Annotated in this window: 19 protein-coding genes and 1 other annotated feature; all 19 genes read right to left on the reverse strand. The window is 46.9% G+C overall.

The features are described 5' to 3' along the window. Positions 1-124 precede the first annotated feature (124 nt). On the reverse strand, positions 125-814 hold the full coding sequence (radC, locus tag ASD24_RS17110) for a RadC family protein (protein ID WP_056697976.1): 690 nt from the start codon (positions 812-814) through the stop codon (positions 125-127). 35 nt (positions 815-849) lie between these two features. Beyond that, complete coding sequence (locus tag ASD24_RS17115; protein WP_056697979.1) at positions 850-1,461, reverse strand: Maf family protein; 612 nt, start codon at positions 1,459-1,461, stop codon at positions 850-852. 91 nt (positions 1,462-1,552) lie between these two features. Continuing rightward, positions 1,553-1,795, reverse strand: coding sequence for a DUF4321 domain-containing protein (locus ASD24_RS17120; RefSeq protein WP_056697981.1), 243 nt, complete (start codon positions 1,793-1,795; stop codon positions 1,553-1,555). 143 nt (positions 1,796-1,938) lie between these two features. Then, positions 1,939-3,159, reverse strand: a complete 1,221-nt coding sequence (locus ASD24_RS17125) for an SPOR domain-containing protein (RefSeq protein WP_056697984.1) — start codon at positions 3,157-3,159, stop codon at positions 1,939-1,941. 218 nt (positions 3,160-3,377) lie between these two features. Next, on the reverse strand, positions 3,378-4,697 hold the full coding sequence (gene murC, locus ASD24_RS17130) for a UDP-N-acetylmuramate--L-alanine ligase (RefSeq protein WP_056697987.1): 1,320 nt from the start codon (positions 4,695-4,697) through the stop codon (positions 3,378-3,380). 56 nt (positions 4,698-4,753) lie between these two features. Next, a complete protein-coding gene (locus tag ASD24_RS17135; protein WP_056697990.1) occupies positions 4,754-6,130 on the reverse strand; it encodes a bifunctional folylpolyglutamate synthase/dihydrofolate synthase in 1,377 nt (458 codons plus the stop codon). Between the two features lie 79 nt (positions 6,131-6,209). Beyond that, a complete protein-coding gene (locus ASD24_RS17140) occupies positions 6,210-8,876 on the reverse strand; it encodes a valine--tRNA ligase (RefSeq protein WP_056697992.1) in 2,667 nt (888 codons plus the stop codon). A gap of 58 nt (positions 8,877-8,934) precedes the next feature. Next, positions 8,935-9,211, reverse strand: a binding site (T-box leader). Positions 9,212-9,438: 227 nt separating this feature from the next. Further along, the gene (locus ASD24_RS17145) at positions 9,439-10,968 is read right to left on the reverse strand and encodes a LysM peptidoglycan-binding domain-containing protein (RefSeq protein WP_056697995.1); all 1,530 of its coding nucleotides are present in this window, start codon (positions 10,966-10,968) and stop codon (positions 9,439-9,441) included. Between the two features lie 138 nt (positions 10,969-11,106). Next, a complete protein-coding gene (locus ASD24_RS17150; RefSeq protein WP_056697998.1) occupies positions 11,107-12,012 on the reverse strand; it encodes an RluA family pseudouridine synthase in 906 nt (301 codons plus the stop codon). Further along, positions 12,009-13,316, reverse strand: coding sequence for a glutamate-1-semialdehyde 2,1-aminomutase (hemL, locus tag ASD24_RS17155; protein ID WP_056698002.1), 1,308 nt, complete (start codon positions 13,314-13,316; stop codon positions 12,009-12,011). Before hemL ends, ASD24_RS17150 begins: the two co-directional genes overlap by 4 nt. Before the next feature lie 39 nt (positions 13,317-13,355). After that, complete coding sequence (hemB, locus tag ASD24_RS17160; RefSeq protein WP_056698005.1) at positions 13,356-14,357, reverse strand: porphobilinogen synthase; 1,002 nt, start codon at positions 14,355-14,357, stop codon at positions 13,356-13,358. A 145-nt stretch (positions 14,358-14,502) separates the two neighbouring features. After that, complete coding sequence (gene cobA / locus ASD24_RS17165; protein ID WP_056698008.1) at positions 14,503-16,065, reverse strand: uroporphyrinogen-III C-methyltransferase; 1,563 nt, start codon at positions 16,063-16,065, stop codon at positions 14,503-14,505. Between the two features lie 4 nt (positions 16,066-16,069). After that, positions 16,070-17,026, reverse strand: coding sequence for a hydroxymethylbilane synthase (gene hemC / locus ASD24_RS17170; RefSeq protein ID WP_056698012.1), 957 nt, complete (start codon positions 17,024-17,026; stop codon positions 16,070-16,072). Between the two features lie 2 nt (positions 17,027-17,028). After that, entirely contained in the window at positions 17,029-17,679 is a 651-nt protein-coding gene (locus ASD24_RS17175) for a precorrin-2 dehydrogenase/sirohydrochlorin ferrochelatase family protein (protein ID WP_056698016.1), read from the reverse strand. Between the two features lie 5 nt (positions 17,680-17,684). Next, the gene (ccsA, locus tag ASD24_RS17180) at positions 17,685-18,512 is read right to left on the reverse strand and encodes a cytochrome c biogenesis protein CcsA (protein ID WP_056698020.1); all 828 of its coding nucleotides are present in this window, start codon (positions 18,510-18,512) and stop codon (positions 17,685-17,687) included. Between the two features lie 14 nt (positions 18,513-18,526). Beyond that, positions 18,527-19,915 carry a glutamyl-tRNA reductase gene (gene hemA / locus ASD24_RS17185; RefSeq protein ID WP_056698023.1) on the reverse strand — a complete coding sequence of 463 codons (1,389 nt, stop codon included), beginning with the start codon at positions 19,913-19,915 and terminating at the stop codon, positions 18,527-18,529. 407 nt (positions 19,916-20,322) lie between these two features. Next, positions 20,323-20,958 (reverse strand): ribosome biogenesis GTP-binding protein YihA/YsxC, encoded by a 636-nt coding sequence (yihA, locus tag ASD24_RS17190; protein ID WP_056698027.1) that lies wholly within the window; start codon positions 20,956-20,958, stop codon positions 20,323-20,325. A gap of 149 nt (positions 20,959-21,107) precedes the next feature. Next, positions 21,108-23,447, reverse strand: coding sequence for an endopeptidase La (gene lon / locus ASD24_RS17195; RefSeq protein WP_056698030.1), 2,340 nt, complete (start codon positions 23,445-23,447; stop codon positions 21,108-21,110). A gap of 86 nt (positions 23,448-23,533) precedes the next feature. After that, the gene (lonB, locus tag ASD24_RS17200; RefSeq protein WP_056698033.1) at positions 23,534-25,291 is read right to left on the reverse strand and encodes an ATP-dependent protease LonB; all 1,758 of its coding nucleotides are present in this window, start codon (positions 25,289-25,291) and stop codon (positions 23,534-23,536) included. Positions 25,292-25,467: the final 176 nt, after the last annotated feature.

Below are 25,467 nucleotides of genomic sequence, written 5' to 3' on the forward strand. Positions count from 1 at the left end.
GGAGCTAATATTTGCATTCATTTTTTTGTTGTATCCATCGTTTAGTTGCATCAGTAAAGTGAACCTATCTTCTACGGACAACGCCGTCATCATTCATAGGAAAACATCAACGCCAACCATTATATTATACTAAGCCCTTCTCCTTCAAACTTACGTATGTTCCATCTCCGATAATAAGGTGATCTAGCACGTCTATACCTACGATGCTACCGGCTTCAATCAGTCTCTTGGTGATTTGGATATCCTCCGGGCTTGGCGTTGGATCACCGCTAGGATGGTTGTGCGCACAGACAATAGAGGCGCTACTACATTTGATGGCAGCTCGAAATACTTCACGTGGATGGACAATCGAAGCATTAAGGCTACCCATGGAGAGTGTTTCCTGGGCAATAATATGATTTTTGCTATTCAAAAAAAGGCATACAAAATGTTCCTTTTGCAAATAACGCATTTGTTCAACTAGAATATCCGCTGCATCACGTGGTGTCCGGATGGAAGGTGATTGTGTCAGCTTGCTCTTGGCAATGCGATGTCCCAGCTCAATACTCGCTTTTAATTGCACAGCCTTCGCTTTACCGATACCCTTCATGGCTGTCAGCTCTTCGAGGCTTTGATCCATCAACGAACGGATCCCACCGGCTTCAGTTATAATCCGCTGTGCTAGATGCACTGCAGATTCATTCTTCGTACCTGTCCGAAGTAAAATAGCCAGTAACTCTGCATGGCTTAAAGCGCCCGCCCCATATTCCATCAAGCGTTCTCTCGGGCGTTCTTCTTGGGGGATGTCGCGCATCATATACTGAGCCGACTCCATAGGTTCCCTCTTTTCACATCGTCAATCCTCAAGATTCATGCTCTTGGCAGTACATGGATTCCGAATCCATCTAACATGTCACTTAGCAAAGGTAAAGACAAGCCTACCACATTAAAGTAACATCCTTCAATGCGGTCTACTAGTGAAGCGCCAATACCTTGAATAGCATATGAACCTGCTTTGTCCATCGGTTCTCCTGTCTGAACATATCCACGAATGGTCGCTTCAGACAATTCCTTCATGGTCACATCTGTCTGTCGGTAATTAACCACAGATTGCCCATTACCAGCATCAATACACGCTATCCCCGTAAATACACGATGTGTGCGACCCTGAAGTTTGGTCAACATTCGTTCAGCATCCTGTTCATCTACGGGCTTCCCTAAAATCTCGCCATCCAGAACCACAATGGTATCACTACCTACAATGACCGCATCCGATCCGCGACCGTCAAGATCCCGAAAGACTGCGAGCGCTTTACGCATAGCCAGTTCCTGAACCGTCTGTTCAGGCGTCCATTCTAAGGGTGTGTCTTCATCTGCATGACTTGGTATTACTTCGAAAGCTAAATGAAGTGAAGCGATCAGCTCTTTGCGCCGCGGCGAAGTGGAGGCAAGAATTATAGGGCGCTGTTGTACATTTTCCACAATAAATGGCTCCTTATGCTACAGCGACATCTGCTCGTATCACAAAAATTGATGTCGTTTGTCTATTTTTTCGTCATAATCCGTCATTCTCCTACAGTCTGCGGTACAGCCACACGGCAAAAATAATGCCAAACAGACTTAGGAGGCTCATTTGAAATTGAAGTGAAATGTCATAACTAAAAATATCTAGATCAGCCTGAGGCGACCAACGAATGGTCGTGGCTTTAGTCAGAAAAGCTACAGCCTTAACGGGCTGTAGTGCCTTGGCGATCCAAGCTCCGGCTAACCAGCCGAGCAATAGGAACAATATTAACATGCCGAAGTTTTTTTTCATCGGTTATCTTCCCTCGCCATTTTTTGACACCCACATTATTATACGGGGTTTTGTACGTCAATACAAACACAAATCCGGCAAGGGGAACTATTTCCAGTTCCTTGCCGGACAGGGATTCCAAGTCATTGTTATGCGAAGAAATATTATTGTTTCATCATCTCAATCCACTGTTTCTGCTCCAAAACATATTCCATCAAGTTAGCCTGAACCGTCCACATGTGCACATCAGCCGGATTTTTATTGTATTCGGTCACCGCTGTAATTGCACTGTTCATTGACTTCTCCATGCTAGAAACGATCGTACTCGCCTCAGGGTTAAGCCCTTGAGCCAAGCTGTTAATACCGCTGAGCCACGATTCATGCTGGTTTTGCACTACACTCATCGTTTCAGCAGGAACCGCCTGAGGTGTGGTTTGTCCAAGTTGATTAATCGAGAGCGTGGATAACTGATCTACCAGCGCGGAGCTACTCGCAAAAAGATTCTCCACGTCCTTTTCTAATCTACCCCATGCAGATAAATTAATGGCAGGCACTGTGATTTCTTTGACATACAATTCAACACCCTCAGCCTTCAATCTGGAGCTTAACAATTTGGCTTCTTCACGATCTGCAGAGATACCTGCATACACCCGATTCCCATCCTCTGGATCAGTACCTGCAGCTATCCCTACCTGAGCCAACTCAAGCTTAGCTTGTTCCGCACGTTCAGGTGAACTGAAGACGCCATATTGCAGAGCATAATAACTGCCTCCGGTCATCGCCACCCGATTCGCTTCTCCTGCCCCTGCAGCTATTTCTTGTTCTGCAACGGTAGACACCGTCTGATTACCTGGTATGTTTACAATGGAGTCCGTGCCATCTTTATTAAAAAAGGACAGGATCACTATTCCAAAGAGTGCCCCGGTGACTAGAGCACCCGTCACTGATCCAATCATTTTCCAACCTCTTGGAGGACGATTGCGCTTATATGAATACTGATCATGGGTTGCTAACCAGTCATGGTCTGTGTATTCTGGGTTATTCCTTGTAGATGCTTGGTCATCTTCATGCGGGTAATCAAATGGTTCTGAATACGCATAAGGAGACTCTGTAGCATTAGGCTTGTTATCTTGTCCCCTTTTGGGATTGGCACGAAAATCAGAATCGGGCTCGGATGGGCTCATACTAGTTAGAACCGTCTCACCCCAATCTACAGGGATATCTTCTGGTTCCCATGCTGATGTTTTTGCTAGATGCAAAGGCTCTTGATTCTGTGGGCTCTCCTCTTTTAACACAAAAGGCTCCCCTACCACTGACTGTCCTTTGTTTACAGGCTTGTCCGACTCCTTATCCCCGAAACGAAACGTCATTCTAGCATTACTCACCCCGAACCCTCTCCTTTGTTCCATAATAGAGGTTGCTCAAAAAGGATCATCTCATCTTTACGATCATGAAAACCGGTCTTTTTGAACAAGCATGTATTACAGCTATATGCATTGAACGGGCAGATTAGAACCTCTTAAATGCAAAAACCGCCTGCTTCACGAAGAAGACAGACGGCTTGCATGACACATATATTTTCGGTTCTCTGAGTACAAATGAGCTATTTTAAGGATTTGGCCAACGTGTCGCCAACCTTCCAAATATCCCCCGCACCCATTGTAAGTACAAGATCTCCTGGTTGTAAACGGTGCTGCAGATCAGCTACAACATCTTCCTTCGTTGGAAGATATCGCGCAGAAGCATTGCTGTTCTGAACAATCAATTCTACCAGTTTCGCAGAATGAACACCTTCGATTTCTTTTTCACCAGCAGGCGAATAAATGTCTGTAATCAGCACTTCATCCGCTTCGGCAAAAGCACGACTGAACGCATCCAGCAAGAAGAACGTCCGTGTGTAACGCTGCGGTTGGAATACGGCAATAATCCGTTTCCCTGTCGCTTTGGCTGCACTAATGGTCGCTTCAATCTCCGTTGGATGATGGGCATAATCGTCGATAATCAACATGTCACGTGCTTCACCCAGCACCTGGAATCTGCGTTTGGCTCCATGAAACTGAATAATCGCAGCTGTAATTTGCTCGAATGGAATGCCTGCTTCCAGACAAGTAATAACTGTAGCCATAGCATTATAAACGTTATGTTTACCCGGCACAGACAGCTCGACGGTTCCCATCGCTGCACCTTGATGATTCATCGTGAATGAAATACGGCGATCACCAAGCACGATATCTGTTGCTGTATAATCTGCAGCCTGATCAATACCATACGTTGTAACACGTGACTTCAATGCCGGAAGAATGGCTTGCACATTCTCATCGTCAGCACATACAATCGCCGTGCCTTCTGGACGAATCTGGCTCAGAAACTGCACATACGCTTTTTTGAGTTCCTCAAAGTCGCTGTTGTAGTTCTCTAAATGGTCAGCTTCAATGTTGGTCACAATACCGAGCCAAGGATGATATTGCAAAAATGAACCATCACTTTCATCGGCTTCAGCAACAACCCAGTCGCCTTGACCAGCCTTCGCATTGGTGCCCACATTCATGATCTCCCCACCGATAATATACGTTGGGTCTGTATCACATTTTTCCATAACAAGGGCAATCATGGACGAGGTTGTTGTTTTACCGTGCGCCCCAGCAACAGCCACTCCCTTACGCTCGTTCAACAGACGCGCAAGCATCTGAGCTCTGTGCAAAATCGGGATATTGAGCTGCTCTGCCGCAACCCGTTCCACATTGTCTGCCGGAGCTGCCGTTGAGTACACAACCAAGTCTGCGCCGTTGACGTGCTCCGCCGTATGTCCGATATATATTTTCGCTCCTTTGGCTGCCAACTTCTCGGTCAACTCCTGTGAAGCGACATCCGATCCGGTAACGGTGTATCCCATCTCAAGCATAACTCTGGCGATGGCACTCATACCATATCCGCCAATTCCTATAAAATGAACGTGTTCCGATGTATTTAACAAAACTTTCACCAACCTTTTTCAGAATCGGTTTGATGCAAAAGGGCTGCTCGCACATCTGCAATTAAATACAGTGTACCAGACACTACCCCCAGATCCTCCGCTTCCGTCCGTGACTTCAATAGATCAAGTGCCTTCGCCCATTCAGGCTCGACGATGATTTCCAGCTCCGGCTTCGCAATGGCAGGACGTACTCGTTCGACAATCTGCAGCAGATCGGCTGCATCCATTTTGCGTCGGAAGTCTGGTTCGGTCAGGATCAGCGTATCCACTAGTGGCAGTATATGCTGCAAATACGCTTCGTGATGCTTATTCGCCAGCATACCCATCATCAAATTTAACTTGTTGTGGGGATATACGTCGATAATGCTCTTGGCTAGTGATTCGGCACCTTCAGGATTATGTGCACCGTCCAGAACAATTCGCGGTTCGTCGATGACTTTCTCGAACCGTCCTGCCCAGAAGGCATGCTCCATGCCAAGTAGAATATCTTCTTCATCCAACATAAATGCCATGTACTGGCGTAGCAATTCAAGTACCATAAGCGCACCCGCTGCATTGTCACATTGATGTACACCTTGCATACGAATACGAACGTCCAACTCACGGAAAGGTCCTGCAAAATGAAAAGATTGACCCTTCTCGTCGCTATCCAGCCTATGATAAGTAAACTGTCTACCAGCCAAGTATACGGTTGATCGAAGTCGCTCTGCCGTCTCCTCAATCACCTTCACTGCTTCAGGTTGAGTTGCGAGAGTAACGACCGGTACACCCGGTTTAATGATCCCCGCCTTCTCGCTTGCAATCAATTCAATGGTATCGCCGAGTACATCTGTATGATCCATACCAATGTTAGTGATGATCGATACGACAGGTGTAACAATATTCGTTACGTCCATCCTTCCCCCCAGCCCGGTTTCCCATACTACAACATCGGGGTAACACTCTTCCGCGTAGTAAAGGAGGGCAAGTGCCGTCGACACCTCAAACATCGTAGGTGAACCAAGCTCGGTAGCTGCCATATCATGTACCAAAGGTTGTAATCGATTAGACAATTTCAACAATGTCTCTTCAGGAATATCTTCCCCGTTATACTGGAAACGGTTCGTAAACTTCGTGATATACGGGGATGTAAATGTGCCAACATCATATCCCGCCTGAAGAAGAACTGACGTCAAAAAAGCGCAAGTCGAACCTTTGCCGTTCGTTCCCGCGACATGAATAAATTTAAGACGTTGATGTGGATTACCGAGCCGTGACATCAATTCTATGATTCGTTCCAGTCCGGGTCTGATTCCAAAAGGAATAAGACCATTAATCCAGTCCACAGCCTCGTTATACGTTTGTAAAGGCGTATTCACACCTGTCTCATTAAGTTCAGTCATCTGCTTCACCTTCGGTCATGAGTTTGATTGAAAAAAGCGGCCGGATGGCGTCATTCATGTCCACCCGACCCAGATATTCTTAACCTTTCAGTTCCTTGATCCGGGCAATGACTTTATCCCGTTTATCCGAGTAATCCGCTTGTTTGGCACGCTCTTCTTCGATAACCTTGGCCGGAGCCTTAGCAACAAAGCCTTCGTTTGCCAGCTTTTTCTCTACACGGAGTACTTCGCCTTCAAGGTTCTGTAACTCTTTCTCTAGGCGAGCCACTTCCTGCTCAATATCAATAAGTCCTGCCAGCGGCAAATACAACTCAGCACCTGTAATGACAGCAGTCATTGCTTTATCCGGTGAATTGAGATCAAGCCCACTGTCGAACTCGGACGTATTACAGAATCGTTGGATGTAATGGCTATTGCGCTCAATGATGCTATACGCCTCTGGGCTGTTCGCTTTCACCATCAACTCAATCTTCTTACTCATTGGCACGTTCACTTCAGCGCGAATGTTACGAACGGCACGAATCGTATCCATCAACAGATTCATCTCCGCAACGGCTTCCGGGTTTTCCAAAGCTGGATCATATACCGGCCAAGCAGCCAGTGTGATGGTCTCGCCTTCATGCGGTAGATGCTGCCAAATTTCCTCGGAGATATATGGCATAAACGGATGAATCAAGCGCATTGTCTGATCCAACACATAAGCCAATACGGATTGTGTTTTTTTCTTCGCCACAGGATCCTCGCCGTAGAATGACAGTTTGGCAAACTCAATATACCAGTCACAGAGATCATCCCAGATGAAGTTATACAGCAAACGGCCTGTTTCCCCAAATTCGTATGCTTCGATTAGACGCGTAATATCTCGGGAAGTTTCGTTCAGACGGTGCAAAATCCAATAATCTGCTGTTCCAAGCTCTCCAGAGATGTCGCGATCTTCGAACGTGAACCCTTCTAAATTCATCAGAGCGAAACGAGAAGCGTTCCAGATTTTGTTTGCAAAGTTACGAGCCTGCTCTACACGCTCCCAGCGGAAACGCAAATCCTGACCTGGCGTACTGCTCGTTGAGATCATATAACGCATCGCATCCGCGCCATATTTTTCGATAACATCAAGCGGATCTACACCGTTGCCCAGTGATTTGGACATTTTGCGTCCATCTGCATCACGAACAAGACCATGCATCAAGACATCCTTAAACGGAACTTCATCCGTGAACTCCAATGCTGTAAAGATCATACGCGATACCCAGAAATAGATAATGTCATAACCCGTTACAAGTACACTTGTTGGGTAATAACGTTGCAGATCTTCTGTCTCTTCCGGCCATCCAAGTGTAGAGAACGGCCATAGAGCAGAACTGAACCATGTATCCAATACGTCCTCATCTTGTCTAAGCTTACGTCCAGCATTTTCAGGTAATGTCGTTGGATCTTCTGCAGATACGATGATTTCACCTGTCTCTTCGTCATACCAAGCAGGGATACGATGTCCCCACCACAACTGACGGGAAATACACCAATCGCGAACATTTTCGATCCAGTTGAGATATGTTTTCTCAAAGCGGTCTGGGACGAAGTTTACGCCATCTCCACCTTTTTGCTTCTGAATGGCTCTTTCTGCAAGAGGTTTCATCTCTACGAACCATTGCGTGGACAAATATGGCTCAACTACAGCTCCAGTCCGTTCGCTATGTCCAACTTGGTGTGTATGATCCTCGATGTTAATCAGTACACCGAGTTCCTTCAGATCCGCTACAATCTGCTTACGACAGTCGCTGCGATCAAGCCCTTGATATTTGCCAGCCTCTTCATTCATCGTACCGGTCTCATCCATTACCGTGATCTGAGGCAGATTATGACGCTGACCTACTTCAAAGTCATTCGGATCATGAGCAGGCGTGATTTTAACCGCACCACTCCCGAACTCTTTATCCACATAATCATCGGCAACAATCGGAATTTCGCGTCCGATAATAGGCAATACGAGCATTTTGCCAATCATATCTGCATAACGCTCATCCTTTGGATGGACAGCAACCGCTGTATCGCCAAGCATTGTTTCAGGGCGTGTTGTTGCTACGGTAACGTAACCACTTCCGTCTTTGAGTGGATAACGCAGATGATACAAGTGACCCTGTACTTCTTTGTACTCAACTTCAATATCGGACAATGCTGTCCGGTTTACTGGATCCCAGTTGATAATACGTTTGCCTCTGTAAATGAGACCTTTCTCGTACAATTGAACAAAAACTTTACGTACAGCTTGAGACAACCCTTCATCCAACGTAAAACGCTCACGTGAATAATCGAGAGAAAGCCCCATTTTACCCCATTGCTGACGAATTGTTGTTGCATACTGATCTTTCCAGTCCCATACTTTATCCAAAAACTTCTCGCGTCCAAGGTCATAACGAGTTAGACCTTCTTCACGTAGCTTCTGCTCAACTTTGGTTTGTGTAGCAATACCTGCGTGGTCTGAACCCGGCAACCATAGCGCATCATACCCTTGCATCCGTTTGGTACGGATCAGAATATCCTGTAATGTAAAGTCAAGCGCATGCCCAATGTGCAGCATCCCTGTTACGTTAGGTGGTGGGATTACAATTGTGAAAGGCTCAGCGTCCTTACGTTGTCCTGCCTTGAAATATCCACGCTCCGTCCAAAAAGAGTACCATTTCTGCTCGGCAGCTTTTGGATCATAGGTTGTTGGCATTTCAGGTGTAGCTGAATTTTTTTGTTCAGACATGTGTCATTCCTCCGTTACTTAATCATCATCGCCAAAAAACAAAAAAACCTTTCATCCATCAAAGGACGAAAGGTTAGCTTTCGCGGTACCACCTTTGTTTCACGCAGACCAAAAATACAGATCTCCCTTACGGGTACACGTGACACTTCAAGCAGATAACGGCTGCTACCGGCCTATCCTACCTCACAATGAAATCATCCATCAGATCATTCCGTGAATTCAAATAGGCAACTCCCGGGCGACTTCGAACAGTTGGTTCCTGCGGAATTTCTCAGCGATACAATTCCACTCTCTGAAAGGTCAATCTGTCTACTACTCCCGATCCAAGTTATTCTTCAAAAAACCTAAACACATCATACCCTGACCATGCGCGATAGTCAACCTGGTAACAGCGGAATAAGGCAACCCCATGCATACTTAGCCACTAAACTTAGCCACTAAGACGTCGTCAATGAAACCCGCTTGAGAATACAAACGAGCATAACATTTCGCTTTTTCAAAAAAAATCGCAAAAACCCGCCATCCCTAGAGATAACGGGTGAAGTTTACGCATGAATTTCGGTTATGGTATATATAAGATCTGCCCTTCTTCAACAACCTGCTCGGATAAGCGATTATAGAGCTGAAGCTCCCGTGTGCTTAACTGGTACCGATCTGCAATCGTATCCAGCGTCTCTTCTCGCTGAACAATGCATAATTTCACTTTACGGAATGGAGTCTGTTCCACAATTGTACCAAGGAATAGATTCTTCCACTGTCCGTCATCAGACGAATAAGCCTCGACTGGCACTGCATCTGTGGCCGCTTCATCTTCGCGATCTGCATCTGCCTCACGTACGGCTCTGCCAGAGGATAACAAGGAGGATATACCCACTCCATTTTCCTCTCTTAGAGAGGATTCTTTTTTGCTACCAAAAGCCACTTTGAGCTCCGGCTTGTCTTCCGTCTCAGCTACAGGTTCAGGGATAAGCGCACTTTGTTGAGCAATTCCTTCTGCATCCGAAGTCTCCTGTAAGGGCCGGTCTGCTCCTGCCGTTTCTAATTCAGAAGGGGCAAACACTTCCTGCCAGTTCTCCGGAGCTTCGGCAACTGGGGGATCCTCCTGTTGAGGAATCGATCGAGCAGATTCAAAATGCCACACATTAGGCGTCTCTTCTTGGGCTGTTGACTGGTCTGATCCAGCATTCGTATGTAGGGTCTCCACAGAAGGCTCGGACCAAACAGACGATGGTTCTTCAGCCAGCGGTACTAAGGGCTCTGATTCAGGATAAGAGGCAAGGCGATCCGCAGTTTCGGCCAAAAAGGAAGATACCGGTGATGGCGTGTCAGCGACCTCATTATGAGCCGGTTCCTCTCCTTGGAAAATGAAAGAGGTATACGCCTCGTCCACAGCGTTAGGTCTGTACGCTTGATCCTCGGCTTCCGGTTGCTCTGCATAGGTAGGTTCCGCGAAGGACTGGGATAATAGCTCTGGTTGCTCCGCATCTTCGCTGCGAATAGACTCATCCGCTGCTTGCTGTGAACCATCCTCGAACTGACCATCCAATGCGGCATTTGCTGACTCGATAAGTCCTTCCTCTTCACTTCGCTGCAGCAAGTATTCTTGTGCAAAGGTGTTTAAGTTATTTTCCTGATCTAATTCTGATTCTGTGGAACGCTGACCCTGCTGCGAATCTGGCGAATGTACGACCGTAAACTCATCGGCTGTCCATACTTGGGGTTCTTCGACTGGGAAACCTTCAATACCTCGAAGAGATAGAACTCCTGTAATGTTCAGACTGCGATTCGATAATAAGTCGACATCAAAATTTTCGATTTCAATAGAAATGTCCTCAATGGATCTTACTCGATTCAAGGGTACCGTGATTTCAACAGGAATAAAATGCTTAAGCTCTTCTGAAGCTGTATCCTCGCCGCGGTACGTACCTGTGAGTAGAAGATGACCCCTCAGTGTAGCATGATCATCTTGACCGATGACTTGAATGCGTGGGTATAACTCAATTTCCTCCAACTCTTCAATTGCAGGGACTCCCTCAGACAAATGAACGCGCTCATAAATATCGAACCGTAAACCATAAGGTTGATTCAACAAAGGTGGCGTCCTCCTTTCGGCATATGTTCACCATGATCCTTCTCATGGGACTGATCCATGGTCTAAATCCTTCGTTACCCAATCTATATGCCATGGATGAGATGAGCATGCCACCTTTGTTCAAACCTTCTGTATTTATTACCTATTACTTACACGATCGATCAGTTGTTTAAAATCATCGGGCCAAGGATCAGCGACCTCAATTACCGCTCCGGTAAGAGGGTGCTTGAACACTAATAGCTCTCCATGGAGAGCTTGGCGTCCAATGCGATCCGGTGCACCCCCATACAATTCGTCTCCAATTAGAGCATGTCCCGCATAACCCATATGAACCCGAATCTGATGTGTGCGCCCAGTATCTAGCGTCAGTCGAACTAAAGTCGCTCTCGGAAAGACTTCTACAAGCTGAATATGAGTGATCGCCTCCTGTCCATTCGGAGAGACGCGTCTACGTTGCTTATGATGTCTGTCCTTGCCAATGGGCGCATTAATCAGCTGTAACGTCTGGGGTACCTGTCCCCCAGCAATCGCCACGTAATGGCGTCCAATCTCTTTATTGCGCATCGCTTCATCCAGTTTGGCGAGGGCAAAAACATTTTTGGCATATAACACAGGGCCGGTTGTATCTTCATCTAATCGGTGCACATGACGTACGCTTGCCTGAATGCCGTTCATCTCATAATACGAAGCAACCGCATGATCCAGTGTAATTGCAGTGTCTACTCGGCTCCCATCCGGGTGCAGCTTCATTCCCGCAGGTTTGTGCACAACCAGAACGAAGTCATCCTCATATAACACATCAATCTCCGCCCAGCGTGGTTCAACTTCAATGGGGCGAGATGCAAAAAGGGCCAGCCGAAGCCGGTCCCCTGCAAGTTGTATGCCCTGATTCGCTTGTAACTGACGTAGCATTTTCTCTGGGAACTGTAGTTCAGATTGCAGCCATTGCTCTACGGCCATCTGCTTGTCCGAACTACCCGTCACCACTTTACCAGGCATCAGTTCAAGCCAATCCCCGCGGCGTTTCCAGCTTTTGATGCTCATAAGGATAAGAGTGCTTTACGGTTAGCTTCGATCGTATCGTCGATGTCTTGCTCTGTATGCACACCAGAGACGAACATTCCTTCATACTGAGATGGAGCTACACTCACACCCTGATCAACCATTGCGGCAAAATAACGACGGAACTGATCCAGATTGCTTTCTTTAGCGATATCATAATTGGTTACTGGTACGCTACTGAAGAATGGGCATACCATCGAACCAACCCGGTTAATCGTTACTGCCACACCTGCTTCTGCTGCATTCTTCTCGAATCCAGCCTGCAAGCGAGCGGATAGCAGTTCCAAACGATCATAAACTTCCGGTGTGAGCAGCTTGAGGGTCGTATATCCTGCCGCCATTGCGAGCGGATTACCGCTAAGTGTACCTGCTTGATAGATTGGTCCTGATGGTGCCATTTGCTCCATTAGATCACGTCGGCCGCCATATGCGCCTACAGGCAGTCCACCACCAATGACTTTACCAAGACATGTTAGATCTGGTGTCACACCATAACGCCCCTGTGCACAATTCAGACCCACACGGAATCCCGTCATAACTTCATCAAAAATAAGCAAGCTGCCATACTTCGTTGTTAAGCTGCGCAGTCCTTCAAGAAAACCTGGAGCCGGAGGAACAACGCCCATATTACCTGCAACTGGCTCCACGATTACAGCTGCCAGCTCTTCACCGAAGCGTTCAAAGGCAAGACTCACCGATTCCAGATCATTATAAGGTACTGTAATCGTATTTGTAGCCACACCTTCTGGTACGCCCGGACTGTCTGGAAGACCCAGTGTTGCAACACCCGAGCCTGCTTTGATGAGCAAGCTGTCTGCATGTCCATGATAAGAGCCTTCAAATTTCAAAATTTTGCTACGTCCCGTTGCACCACGAGCCAATCGAATGGCACTCATCGTTGCTTCCGTACCCGAATTTACCATCCGCACAATATCAATCGATGGTACGCGTTCACATACGAGCTTAGCCATCTCTGTCTCAAGCAACGTTGGTGCACCAAAACTTGTTCCTTTTAGCGCTGTTTCTCGGAGAGCCTCTACAACGTCAGGATGTGCATGTCCCATAATAAGTGGACCCCAGGAACCTACATAATCAATAAACACATTGCCATCAATATCGTAAATCTTAGAACCTTCGCCGCGTTCTGCATAAATAGGCGTAAGTCCAACCGATTTGAATGCTCGAACCGGACTATTCACCCCTCCCGGTATGTACTGCTTCGCTTCTTCAAATGCGCTGCGTGAGCGCTCATCATTTCGACGATTTCCTTGTTGTTGTGCAGTCATGAATATCCTCCTTAATATCCTGTAATCAAACGCAAGCCATTACTTCTCTGCCAGCCAGCGAGAAGCATCTTTTCCGTAGTAGGTAATAATCATATCTGCTCCTGCACGCTTCATACTAAGCAGGATCTCCATCGCAACCTTTTTCTCATCAATCCATCCTTGGATAGCTGCTGCTTTCACCATAGCGTACTCCCCACTTACGTTATAAGCTACAAGAGGCAGATCGAACTGATCTCTAATCGTACGCAAGACGTCCAAATAAGAAAGTGATGGTTTCACCATGAGCATGTCTGCACCCTCAAACACATCCGTTTCAGCTTCACGTAGAGCCTCACGCGCATTGGCCGGATCCATCTGATATGATTTCCGATCTCCAAACTGAGGTGTAGAGTCGGCTGCTTCGCGGAATGGGCCATAGAATGCCGAAGCGTATTTTACCGAGTAAGACATGATTGGGATATGACTAAATCCATTCTCATCGAGTCCAGCTCGAATGGCTTGTACAAATCCATCCATCATGTTGGAGGGAGCAATAATGTCTGCTCCTGCTTTAGCCTGGGATACTGCTGTCTTAACCAATAGCTCCAATGACTCATCATTTAGAACATCACCACAAGTATGACCATCCACCTCAAAAGTGTGCACCATACCGCAATGTCCGTGATCTGTGAATTCACACAGACAGGTATCTGCGATAACGAGCAGCTCTGGATACCAGGATTTGATCAATCTCGTAGCTTCCTGCACAATACCATCTTCGGCAAAACCAGACGAACCAACACTATCCTTCGTCTCTGGAATACCAAACAACAGCACAGCCGGAATACCGAGCTCTGCAATTTCGGTCACTTCTTCTTGAAGACGATCTAACGAGAAGCGGAATACACCCGGCATTGATTTTATTTCAGATTTTACATTCTCTCCATACGTCACATAGATCGGCTGAATAAAATCATCCACACTCAGCTGGTTCTCTCTGACCATGTTACGGATCCCTACAGATTGACGCAAACGACGATGTCGTACAATTGGAAAACTCATCGTTGAAACCTCCTTCAAAAGTTAAATCGAGCAAAAAGGGAAGCGCGCTGGTTCTTAACGAATTCAGCACGCTTCAGTCATCCAGATTTATGCAAACGCTACGTGAAATCGCAATGTATACCCACTTGCGATTCTGAAGTATTAATCAGAGTGAGGAAGATTCGACCGTCGTCGGTGTCCGCTTCCAATCACACAATACGGAGATCATACTCTCGATTGTTGCCTCTTCTGCCATCAAGGTCACTTTCAACCCAGCAGCCTCTGCCGTCTTCGCCGTGACCGGCCCGATGCAAGCAATCTCCACATTTTTCAATAAAGGCAGTGGATCTTGAATCCCCATGCGCTTCAGAATGTTCATAAAGTTCGTAACCGTAGATGAGCTTGTGAATGTTACGGCGTGAATACCGCCCTCTTCTAACAATTTCAGTAACTCATCGTCATCCTCGCCAGCAAGGATTGTATCGTAGATGATCGCTTCCGTGACGTGAAGCCCTCGCGCGTTCAGTTGCTCTGGCAACCAGGAGCGCGCAAGGTCACCATGAGGAAGCAGCACACGCTGCCCCTCTTTCAACTCGCTTTCAAACGCTTCAAGCATACCTTCCGCTTGGAAAGGACCTTTGACCATTTCGGCTGCAATGCCATGTTTGCGCAGGGCTTCTGCAGTAGAAGGACCTACGGCTGCAATTCGGGCACGATGGATGGAGCGAATATCTTTGCCTTCTTGCTCCAAATGACGGAAGAAAAACTCAACGCCATTCACACTCGTGAAAAATACCCAATCAAATGTATTTAACGCATCGAAGGCTTGTTTGACACTTTGTTTGGAAGACTCACTTGTTGGCATAATCGTCTCAATGACTGGGAATTCGTAAGGTTCGCCACCAAGCTCCTCAATCCGATCTACTAATTCACTGGCCTGACTTCGAGCTCTAGTCACCAAAATCCGTTTGCCAAACAACGGAAGCGCCTCTGCCCACTTCAATTGTTCCCGTTGGTTCACCACGTCACCAACAACAATGACAGCAGGAGGCTGAAAATTGGCTGCCAGCACTTTAGCTTCTATATTTTCAAGTGTACCCGTAATTGTATCCTGCTCTGCTCTTGTTCCCCAGCGGACTAATGCCACTGGCGTCTGAGCTGGTCGACCATGACGAATCAACTGTTCGCTAATATAACCAATTTTGGCGACACCCATCATAAATACAAGTGTGCCCGTTGCATTCGTTACTTTATCCCAATGGATGCTGCGATCCAGCTTGTCCGGGCTCTCATGTCCTGTAATTATAGAAATTGACGAAGCATAGTCGCGGTGGGTCACTGGAATTCCGGCATAAGCAGGCACACTTATCGCTGCTGTCACACCTGGTACGATCTCAAAAGGAATACCGTTCTTGCGTAACAAATCCGCCTCTTCGCCAACGCGTCCAAATATGGTTGGATCCCCGCCCTTGAGTCTGACAACTACTTTTCCTTCTAGAGCAAGATCCACCAACAACTGATTGATCTCTTCCTGTTTCATTGTATGCCTGTCAGGTCGCTTGCCCACATAGATCTTAACAGCCCCTGGCTTCATTTGCTTCAACAGCCTTGGACTAGCCAAGCGATCATATACCACCGCGTCTGCCTTGCCGATTGACTCCCATCCTTTTACGGTAATCAGCTTAGCATCTCCCGGGCCTGCTCCTACCAAAAAGACCTTTCCCACCATGTCTTCATCCCCTAACTTCTGCCAGTATCTGCTCTGCTCCCCGTTCAATTAGCCTCCACGCGACTTCTTCTCCTAGACGAACCGGATCTTTACCGGTCAGAGCTTCTTTAAGTATCAGTCCGCCGTCAGGCGTACCGACCATACCTGTTAATTGTAACTTGTTTTGTCCATTCGGGGAATCCGTATCTTCCTCCGGCACCCAGACTGCATGCGCCCCAATCGGAACCTGACAACCGCCATTCAAGACACTTAGGAAACGACGCTCCGCCAGAACTGGCTCCGCTGTTTCTGGATCATTGTACAATTGTAATAAATGTAACAGCTCTGCATCATCTTCACGGCATTCGATGCCAAGCGCACCTTGACCTACAGCAGGTAGACAAGCCGTCTCGGACAGATATTCTGTAATGCGATCCTCCCAGCCCATTCGATATAGCCCAGCAGCAGCCAATATAATAGCATCCAAACCTTCCGTCTCCAGTTTACGTAGACGAGAATCGATGTTACCGCGCAAGGACTCCAGTTGAAGGTCGGGACGATACGCTTTCAACTGGCTGGAACGACGCAAGCTACTTGTTCCGACTCTAGCCCCCTCTGGCAATTGGTCCAGTGTGAGACCTCCATTCGAGATCAAGGCATCGCGTGGATCAGCTCGACGAGGCACCGCTCCGTTGATCAATCCCTCGGGTAATTCGGACGGCATGTCCTTCATGCTGTGTACAGCCATATCAATCTTGTGATCTAACATGGCTTGCTCAATTTCTTTTACAAATAGCCCTTTTCCTCCCACTTTGGACAGCGTCACATCGAGGATCAGATCTCCCTTTGTCACGATCTTATGTACTTCAAAATCAAAAGCTAATCCTTCCCGCTCACAAATCTGGCGTAAATCGTTAATAACATGACCTGTCTGGGTTAAAGCAAGAGCGCTCTGTCTACTACCAACTTTAATTGTACGCATGTCTATATTTCCTCCTGATTGCGGGATATCCATTCCCCGATTTGTTCTTCTGTCCACCATCGAAATTGTCCACTGCGAATGTCTTCAAGTACGTTCATTTCCGTCAATTGACGAAGTAAAATGCTGCGCTGATGTGAGGAAGAGACACGAGCCTTCACTTGGCCTCTCATCTGATGCAAGAATTCAATATAAGTTTCGTATTCATCTCCAAATTGCTCCTCCAGTACGGCACGTATCTCAGCAGCAGCTGCTGGCCCTGCCCCGGCCGTTGAGATGGCAATGCTCAATCTTCCCCGTCTCACGACACTGGGAGTAATAAACGAACTGTTGTATGAGGAAATGGCATCATTCACCAGTATGCCGTCCTTCATCGCCTCTTGGACTACAGCCGCGTTAACTTCAACCTGGTTCGTCGCCGCATATACGAGAAAGGCCCCCCGCAAATCACCTTTGCGGTAGGACCGGTCTATCCACTCCAATCGGGAATCTTGATGCAGTTGTTTCAGCTCGGCTGTGATGTCCGGACTTATCACTTTGATATGCGCCTCCGCATGGAGCAGACCTTTAATTTTACGTGCAGCGACACGACCGCCGCCAATGATACAACACATTTTTCCTGAAGTATTCACATATATCGGGGTATACCGATCCATAGGACTCACTCTCCCGTCCAACGATGAAACGCTGAATACGCATTGGATAAAAAACTGATAATGACTAAGGCATAACCAATCAATGTCCATCTCGCCATAATGATCATGGAAAATTGTTTACGTTGCTTCGCAACAAAGTATCCTACATATATCGCTATCGCGAGAAATGTCGCAATCACTTTAAGATCCAAAAGTAAACTCCAACGTGTCTCCGCAACAATTGATAGTACCGCCAACATCACCGAAACTCCTAACAGTGGGGTTCCAATTAACGTTGCTCCGTCCATATATTTGCCGATCACTTCAAGACTAGGCATACGCCGTACGGTATCATTCCATTTCTTGTTCTTCAGTTTACGATGCAAAAACAGATATAACAGAGCAAATACCGTTCCTACCGTCAAAGCGGCGAAGCCTAGATTCGCTAATGTAATATGCATAATCAGCAACCCATGTACAGTCTGCCAATTGTGCAAAGAAATCTCTCCGGCTGTAAACCACAACCGGTTTAGCACGGTAACCGAGAATCCTACAACATTCAATAGCAAAATGGCGAACTCAGAACGCTGTACACGCGTCATCACTAATGACATCAGTACAATGCTGAACGAAAATAAAAATAAAAAGTCAAACGTTGTATAGATCGGAAAGTGTCCTTCTTCCCACATTCGCATAATAACATGCGCGATCTGCAGCAGAAGTACAACTACAAGAAACCCTGTGCCCGTTCGCTTCGCCCCCGCATTGCGTCGAATGCAGTCCGAGAAATAGAACAGAAGGCTCAGGGCATACAAGTAAATTAGAGCTTCGTAAATTTGTTCAGCTAGGGTCAAACTGCCCACCCGCCTTATACGCCTGCCGGGACATAAGCCGGCATAGCATCTTGCCGGTTGTCGTTAAGATGAACAGCGGCTGGTTTGCGTAAAGCCGAGGCGTCGCTTTGATTTACTTTCTCCGCGGCCGTCTCCACTGCATCCTCCAAGGCAAAAATTTGAGTGAACATGTTCAAAGCTTCATCACCATGCTTCGTACCGGCCATTTCCTTGATTCGATTAATCGGATCAGTCGTCATTTGGTTGACGATACTTTTGGTCAGGCGACGGATTACTTTGCGTTGATGTTCATCAAGCTCTGGCAACTTGTTGAACAGACTTTCCATTGTCTCTTCATGAATCGATGCACCCTTCTCCTGCAGAGCACGAATGACAGGGCGAACACCTAATGTTTTGAGCCAGTGATAGTAATCTTCCATCTCCAGTTCAATCATTTTCTCAATCTTGGCCGCTTCGACCTTACGCATCTCCAGGTTACTCTCCACGATTCCCTCTAGATCATCAATATCATAGAGGAATACATTAGAGATCTCACCAATTGCCGGATCAATATCACGAGGAACTGCAATATCAATCAAGAACAGTGGGCGCGACTGCCGACGCTTCATGCTATCGCGAACAACGGAGGCATCCAATACATATCGATCAGCCCCAGTAGAACTAATAACAATATCCACTTCATTCAGTCTCTCTAGTGCTCTTTCCATCGTGCACGGCGTTCCTCGAAACTTCGCTGCAAGCTCCTCTGCCCGTGCAAGTGTACGGTTAGCAACGATTACTTCAGAAGCACCATTGGCGTACAGATGTTTGACGGTCAGTTCACTCATCTTACCAGCTCCCAGAATGAGAACCTTCTTATCCGTGAACATCCCAAAAATCCGCTTGCCTAGCTCCACTGCTGCATAACTGACAGACACCGCACTCTCGCCAATCGACGTCTCTGAATGCGCTCGTTTACCTAAGGTAACCGCCTGCTTGAACAGCATATTAAACCAAGTTCCAGTCGCTTTCTCTTGCTGTGCAGTGAGAAAAGCCTGTTTCACCTGTCCGAGAATCTGCGTTTCTCCAATGACCATCGAATCCAATCCGCAAATAACCCGGAACAAATGACGGATCGCTGTATCATCTTCATATATATATAAGTGTTGCGTAAATTCTTCCCGCGGAACATTAAACCATTGTTCCATAAACGTACGAATGAAATAACCACACATGTGCAGACGGTCTACCACAACATACAATTCTGTACGGTTGCATGTGGCCACGATTACACCTTCCAATACACTCTTGGTCAGCTTGAGCTGCTGCAGCGCTTCGGACAAATCCTTTTCTGCAAATGTGAATCGTTCCCTAATTTCTACAGGCGCCGTGCGGTAATTCAAACCAACAACAACGATGTGCATTGCAAGTTCACCTGCCTAATAAATTTCCAATCAAAGTGTTTTCTACATATATACATCCATCTATAACGGACATGGTTAATTATATCACACATCCTGTCCAGGGCCGGGGGGTTTTTATGAAATGTTTATGAAATTCACATGTAAATCATCTTATGCATTGTCATATATTGTAGTGTCTCACCAATCTTCGCCGTTATGCGTTACGATTCTATTTCGAAGATTTCCATATTATAATCCGTTGCTACAACAAATAGCCATGGAATAATTCCATGACTATCTAGGCTAAGATTGATACGCGGTTGTCTTTACCATCAACCCCTGGTCAATCTCTAATGATCTATTAGGTAACTTTAAATGCAGTTCGCCTCATCCATGTTGCCGAGAAGGGTAGGATCGCCCGTCAGCTATTAAGCTTCGTTGTTCTCTTCGAGTTCAGGAGCCTCAGGTGCATATTTACCTACAGCCGCATGACGAGAGATGATCTCCCATAATTCCTCTTTGCCTATTCCTTCTTCTGATGAAAATGCTACAAACAGGTCTCCTGAGCGAAGACCCAGTCCTTCTTTGATGATCTTGATATGTTTTGGTCGACGTGTTTTTGGAATTTTATCCAGCTTGGTTGCCACGACAACGAGAGGAAGCCCGTGATGGCGCAGCCACTCGTTCATCAGCTTGTCATCCTTGGACGGCTCATGACGGATATCTACCATCTGCATAACAAGCTTCAATTCCTTGCGCTGCAGTAGGTATTTCTCCATCATTTTCCCCCAGGCGAAACGTTGCTCTTTGGATACCTTGGCGTACCCGTACCCCGGGAAATCGACGAAGTAGAGATCCTGATTAATTTTATAGTAGTTGAGTTGCTGCGTTTTACCCGGCGTAGAACTTGTCCGCGCCAAATTTTTACGACTGATTAAACGGTTGATAAGGGATGACTTCCCCACATTGGAACGTCCCGCCAGAGCAATCTCTGGCAAACCGTCTTCTGGGTATTGTTCAGGCCGAACGGCACTGATTATAAATTCGGATTGGTTTACTTTCATGATATATCTTTCCTCTCTTGATCTCCTGTAGAACGTACTGAAGGTATTATGCCATGGTTTGTTGTTCTATCATACCAAAAAAACCGTTCGTGCGGACGCCGAAGCCTCCGCAAAACGGTTTATTCTTCATACGCTCCCTTAGATATGGATTACAGGTGAATTTCTGCCTGCTCTACAAGTGCGTGCTCTAACACCTGATCCATATGGGCAACCGGGACAAATTCCACATCTTCCTTAATGCTGTCTGGAATGTCTCGTAAGTCCCTCTCATTATCTTTGGGCAATAATATTTTTTTGTAACCTGCACGGTGAGCTGCGAGGGATTTCTCCTTCAGACCACCAATTGGCAATACACGACCACGGAGTGTAATCTCTCCAGTCATGGCAATGTCTTTCGATACATGTTTATTCGTGAGTGCAGAGATCAATGCCGTTGCCATTGTGATCCCAGCAGACGGTCCATCCTTCGGAATAGCACCTTCCGGCACATGAATGTGAATGTCATTTTTCTCATGGAAGTCGGATGCAATCCCCAGTTGAGCCGCTTTGGAGCGAGTATAACTGAAGGCTGCCTGAGCCGATTCCTTCATGACATCTCCCAATTTACCTGTCAGCGTTAGTTTCCCTGATCCAGGCACAACGGTTACTTCAATAACAAGGGTATCCCCGCCTACCTCAGTCCACGCGAGTCCAGTCACTGTACCGATCTGATCTTCCAGTTCAGCCATTCCATACCGGAACTTGCCTGGGCCAAGATAATCCTTCACTTCATCCGCTGAAATATTAATCTCGCCTTCTACTCCAGATACGATATTCTTAGCTGCCTTCCGGCATAAGGATGCCATCTGTTGCTCCAGATTCCGTACACCGGATTCACGTGTATACTCACGAATGACACGGAGTAAGCTGTCGTCTCCTACATTCAACTGATCCTCTTGCAGACCATGATCTTGCTTCTGCTTCGGCAACAGATAGTTCTTGGCAATCTGCAGCTTCTCCAGCTCAGTGTATCCAGGAATGTTCAGCATTTCCATCCGATCTAGAAGCGGACGAGGGATACTGTGTACGGTATTAGCCGTTGTAATAAACATGACGTTAGATAAGTCAAACGGCAGTTCTACAAAATGATCACTAAACGTATTGTTCTGTTCTGGATCAAGCACCTCTAGCAACGCTGCGGAAGGATCTCCACGGAAGTCAGAAGCCATTTTGTCAATCTCGTCCAGCAGGAACACAGGATTAAGCGAGCCCGCTGTCTTCATCCCTTGAATAATGCGTCCTGGCATCGCTCCAACATAGGTTCGGCGATGTCCACGAATCTCAGCTTCATCCCGTACACCACCAAGTGAGATTCGAACGAATTCTCGTCCCAGCGATCTGGCAATCGAGCGAGCAAGTGATGTTTTACCTACCCCTGGCGGACCGACAAGGCATAGAATCGGCCCTTTGAGCTTTTTCACAAGCTTTTGCACAGCCAAGTATTCAAGCACACGTTCTTTAGGCTTTTCCAAACCATAGTGGTCGGCATTCAGGACATCCTCAGCCTTTTGAATATCGAGGTCATCCTCAGTCATCTGGCTCCATGGAATGGCCAGCAGCCAATCCACATAGTTACGGATCACTCCACCCTCAGCAGAGCTTGCAGGCATTTTCTCTAAGCGATCAATTTCTTTTTCTACCTTTTCCTTCACTTTCTCAGGCAGATCAAGTGCTTCCATCTGATTGCGAAGTTCTTCGACTTCACCAGCGCGACCTTCTTTTTCACCTAGTTCTTTCTGAATCGCCTTCATTTGCTCCCGCAGATAATATTCCTTCTGGGTTTTCTCCATCTGCTTTTTCACACGTTGACTGATTTTGCGTTCAAGCTCCAGCACTTCACGTTCATTATTAAGAATATCGAGAAGTTTCTCCAAGCGCTCACGCACGTCCACCGTCTCTAGAATCTCCTGCTTATCCTTAATCTTCAGAGACAAATGACTCGTAATGACATCAGCCAACCGACCAGGCTCTTCAATATCAGACACGGCTGCCAGTGTCTCGGGTGTCACTTTTTTGGACAGATTAATATAGTTTTCAAACTGGTTGAGAACAGTCCGCATCAGAGCATCCGTCTCTGGATGGTTATTCTCCTCCTCAGGCAGCTCCTGCGCCAGCACCTCGTAATATTCCTCGTTGTCCATATATTCAATGATTTCAGCCCGTTCCAAGCCTTCTACGAGTACACGAATCGTACCGTTAGGAAGCTTCAGCATCTGTCTGACCTTGGCCACGGTTCCGATTCTGAAAATATCTTCTTGTGTTGGTTCCTCAATATTTACTTCGGCTTGAGAACATAGGAGAATCAAATGTTCCTCTACCATCGCTTTTTCTAAAGCCTTGACCGATTTCTCCCGGCCCACATCGAGATGCAGTACCATACTCGGGTAGACGAGAAGTCCTCTTAAAGGCAGTAAAGGAAAACGACGACCTTTCGCTTTGCTCGGTCCCATCGCTTTCGCACCTCCAATGGCTCTCAGGTTGTAGTCATTCATTATTCTATCAAATGTTCACATAAAAAACCAATGAAGGGAAGCGCTTAGCAGCTTCCCGAATCCGTAACTCGACCTGGACGAGGCACATCCGCACGCAAAAATGATGCTGAAGCTGGTGGAAAAATCTCGGTTGCCGGAACTGGAGACTCTTCAACAAGCTGCGCCTGCTCCGCTGATTGTATATCTGGAACCCACGCGAAAACTTCACGAAATACATCTTCAACCGTATCTACTGCAACGACACGTAAGCCCTCCAAATTTTCAAAAATGGATTGCCAGTTCTCCGCGGGAATGATCACGGTCTTCGCTCCTGCCTGAAAAGCCGCCTCCACTTTAGCCAGTACACCGCCAATAGGCTTCACGCGTCCATGAATACTAACTTCACCCGTCATCGCCGTCTCATGATCAACAGGACGTCCCTGTATCGCTGAGGTAATCGCGGTTGCCATCGCGATCCCTGCAGACGGACCATCAATCGGCGTGCCTCCCGGAAAGTTGATATGCAAGTCATAATCCGTTGGACGAAGACCCATCGCTTTCAAGACAGTTATGACGTTCTCAACAGAACCTCTGGCCATACTTTTTCGCCGGAGCGTGCGTGAACCGCCTCCAATCTCTTCCTCATCCACAACGCCTGTAATATTAATTACACCTTGATCCTTATGCACAGGCACAGCGGATACTTCAATTTCGAGGAGTGTGCCCATATTCGGCCCATACACAGCCAGCCCATTCACAAATCCAACCTGTGGTCGCGAAGGCACCTTACGATCTGGACGTGGTTGAATCTGACTACTTCCTGCCACCCACTCCACATCAGAAGCTTGAAGCGTTTCACGCTTTTCAGTTAATGCCAGTCCCGCTGCTAACTGTATGATATTAACCGCCTCACGACCATTCGTTGCATACCGCTTAACTACCTCCACGGCTTCCGGACAAGGGCTAAAGCCAATTTTCTGTACCGCGTCCTTGGCAATTTCTCCAATCTCTTCTGGCAATAACGAGCGGAAATACACTTCCATACAACGCGAACGCAAAGCTGGCGGTAGCTCATGAGGTGAACGGGTTGTCGCTCCAACCAGACGAAAATCGGCCGGTAAGCCATTTTGAAAAATATCGTGGATATAAGCAGGAGTATGCGTGTCTTCCGAGTTATAGTACGCACTCTCCAAAAAGACCTTACGGTCTTCAAGCACTTTCAACAGCTTATTCATTTGAATAGAATGCAATTCACCAATCTCATCAATAAAAAGCATTCCTCCATGTGCCTTCGTTACAGCTCCAGGCTTAGGTTGAGGAATACCGGCTACTCCCATTGCACCTGCCCCCTGATAGATCGGATCATGCACCGAGCCAATCAACGGGTCAGCAATACCTCGTTCATCAAAACGCGCTGTTGTCGCATCCAGCTCCGTGAATTTTGCATCTGGTTTAAACGGAGAAGTTGGATTTTTCTTAGCTTCTTCTAAAACCACCCTCGCGGCTGCTGTTTTCCCAACTCCGGGAGGGCCGTAAATAATAACATGCTGCGGATTAGCACTGCATAACGCCGCTTTTAGTGCACGCAGCCCATCTTTTTGCCCGACAATATCGTTAATTGTAGTTGGCCGGGTCTTCTCCGCAAGTGGCTTAGTTAGCGAGATGGAGCGCAGCTTGCGCAATTTCTCCAGCTCTTTGCGTGACTCACGCTCAACCGCACTGCGGTTCGTTTTCTGACCCCTTAACAGGTTCCAGAAATATAGGCCTATCACCACACCAAAAAATAACTGAATCAACATGAAGACCATTCCTAAATCACCCATGTCTCAACATCCTCCTATTCTGTCTCCTATTCATATGTGATCATGCTAATACTTGGTAGTATGACCTTTTCGCAGAGACGTAAACGGGGAATTCAGAATTTCTGTTGGGAAATACACAAAAAGCCCGTCATGACTGACGGGCTTTCTCCGTAATATGTTAAGGTGAGTTCACAGAC

It is taken from the genome of Paenibacillus sp. Root52 (assembly GCF_001426865.1).
GTDB lineage: Bacteria > Bacillota > Bacilli > Paenibacillales > Paenibacillaceae > Paenibacillus.

Excerpts from the sequence above, each read along its gene's own strand:
- ASD24_RS17140 (WP_056697992.1), bottom strand. The coding sequence starts at position 8,876 with ATGTCTGAACAAAAAAATTCAGCTACACCTGAAATGCCAACAACCTAT.
- hemA (WP_056698023.1), bottom strand. The coding sequence starts at position 19,915 with ATGCACATCGTTGTTGTTGGTTTGAATTACCGCACGGCGCCTGTAGAA.
- ASD24_RS17175 (WP_056698016.1), bottom strand. The coding sequence starts at position 17,679 with ATGGATCGGTATACCCCGATATATGTGAATACTTCAGGAAAAATGTGT.
- hemC (WP_056698012.1), bottom strand. The coding sequence starts at position 17,026 with ATGCGTACAATTAAAGTTGGTAGTAGACAGAGCGCTCTTGCTTTAACC.
- hemB (WP_056698005.1), bottom strand. The coding sequence starts at position 14,357 with ATGAGTTTTCCAATTGTACGACATCGTCGTTTGCGTCAATCTGTAGGG.
- lon (WP_056698030.1), bottom strand. The coding sequence starts at position 23,447 with ATGGGACCGAGCAAAGCGAAAGGTCGTCGTTTTCCTTTACTGCCTTTA.
- yihA (WP_056698027.1), bottom strand. The coding sequence starts at position 20,958 with ATGAAAGTAAACCAATCCGAATTTATAATCAGTGCCGTTCGGCCTGAA.
- hemL (WP_056698002.1), bottom strand. The coding sequence starts at position 13,316 with ATGACTGCACAACAACAAGGAAATCGTCGAAATGATGAGCGCTCACGC.
- radC (WP_056697976.1), bottom strand. The coding sequence starts at position 814 with ATGGAGTCGGCTCAGTATATGATGCGCGACATCCCCCAAGAAGAACGC.
- ASD24_RS17135 (WP_056697990.1), bottom strand. The coding sequence starts at position 6,130 with ATGACTGAACTTAATGAGACAGGTGTGAATACGCCTTTACAAACGTAT.
- ASD24_RS17120 (WP_056697981.1), bottom strand. The coding sequence starts at position 1,795 with ATGAAAAAAAACTTCGGCATGTTAATATTGTTCCTATTGCTCGGCTGG.
- cobA (WP_056698008.1), bottom strand. The coding sequence starts at position 16,065 with ATGGTGGGAAAGGTCTTTTTGGTAGGAGCAGGCCCGGGAGATGCTAAG.
- murC (WP_056697987.1), bottom strand. The coding sequence starts at position 4,697 with ATGAGTGCCATCGCCAGAGTTATGCTTGAGATGGGATACACCGTTACC.
- lonB (WP_056698033.1), bottom strand. The coding sequence starts at position 25,291 with ATGGGTGATTTAGGAATGGTCTTCATGTTGATTCAGTTATTTTTTGGT.
- ASD24_RS17150 (WP_056697998.1), bottom strand. The coding sequence starts at position 12,012 with ATGAGCATCAAAAGCTGGAAACGCCGCGGGGATTGGCTTGAACTGATG.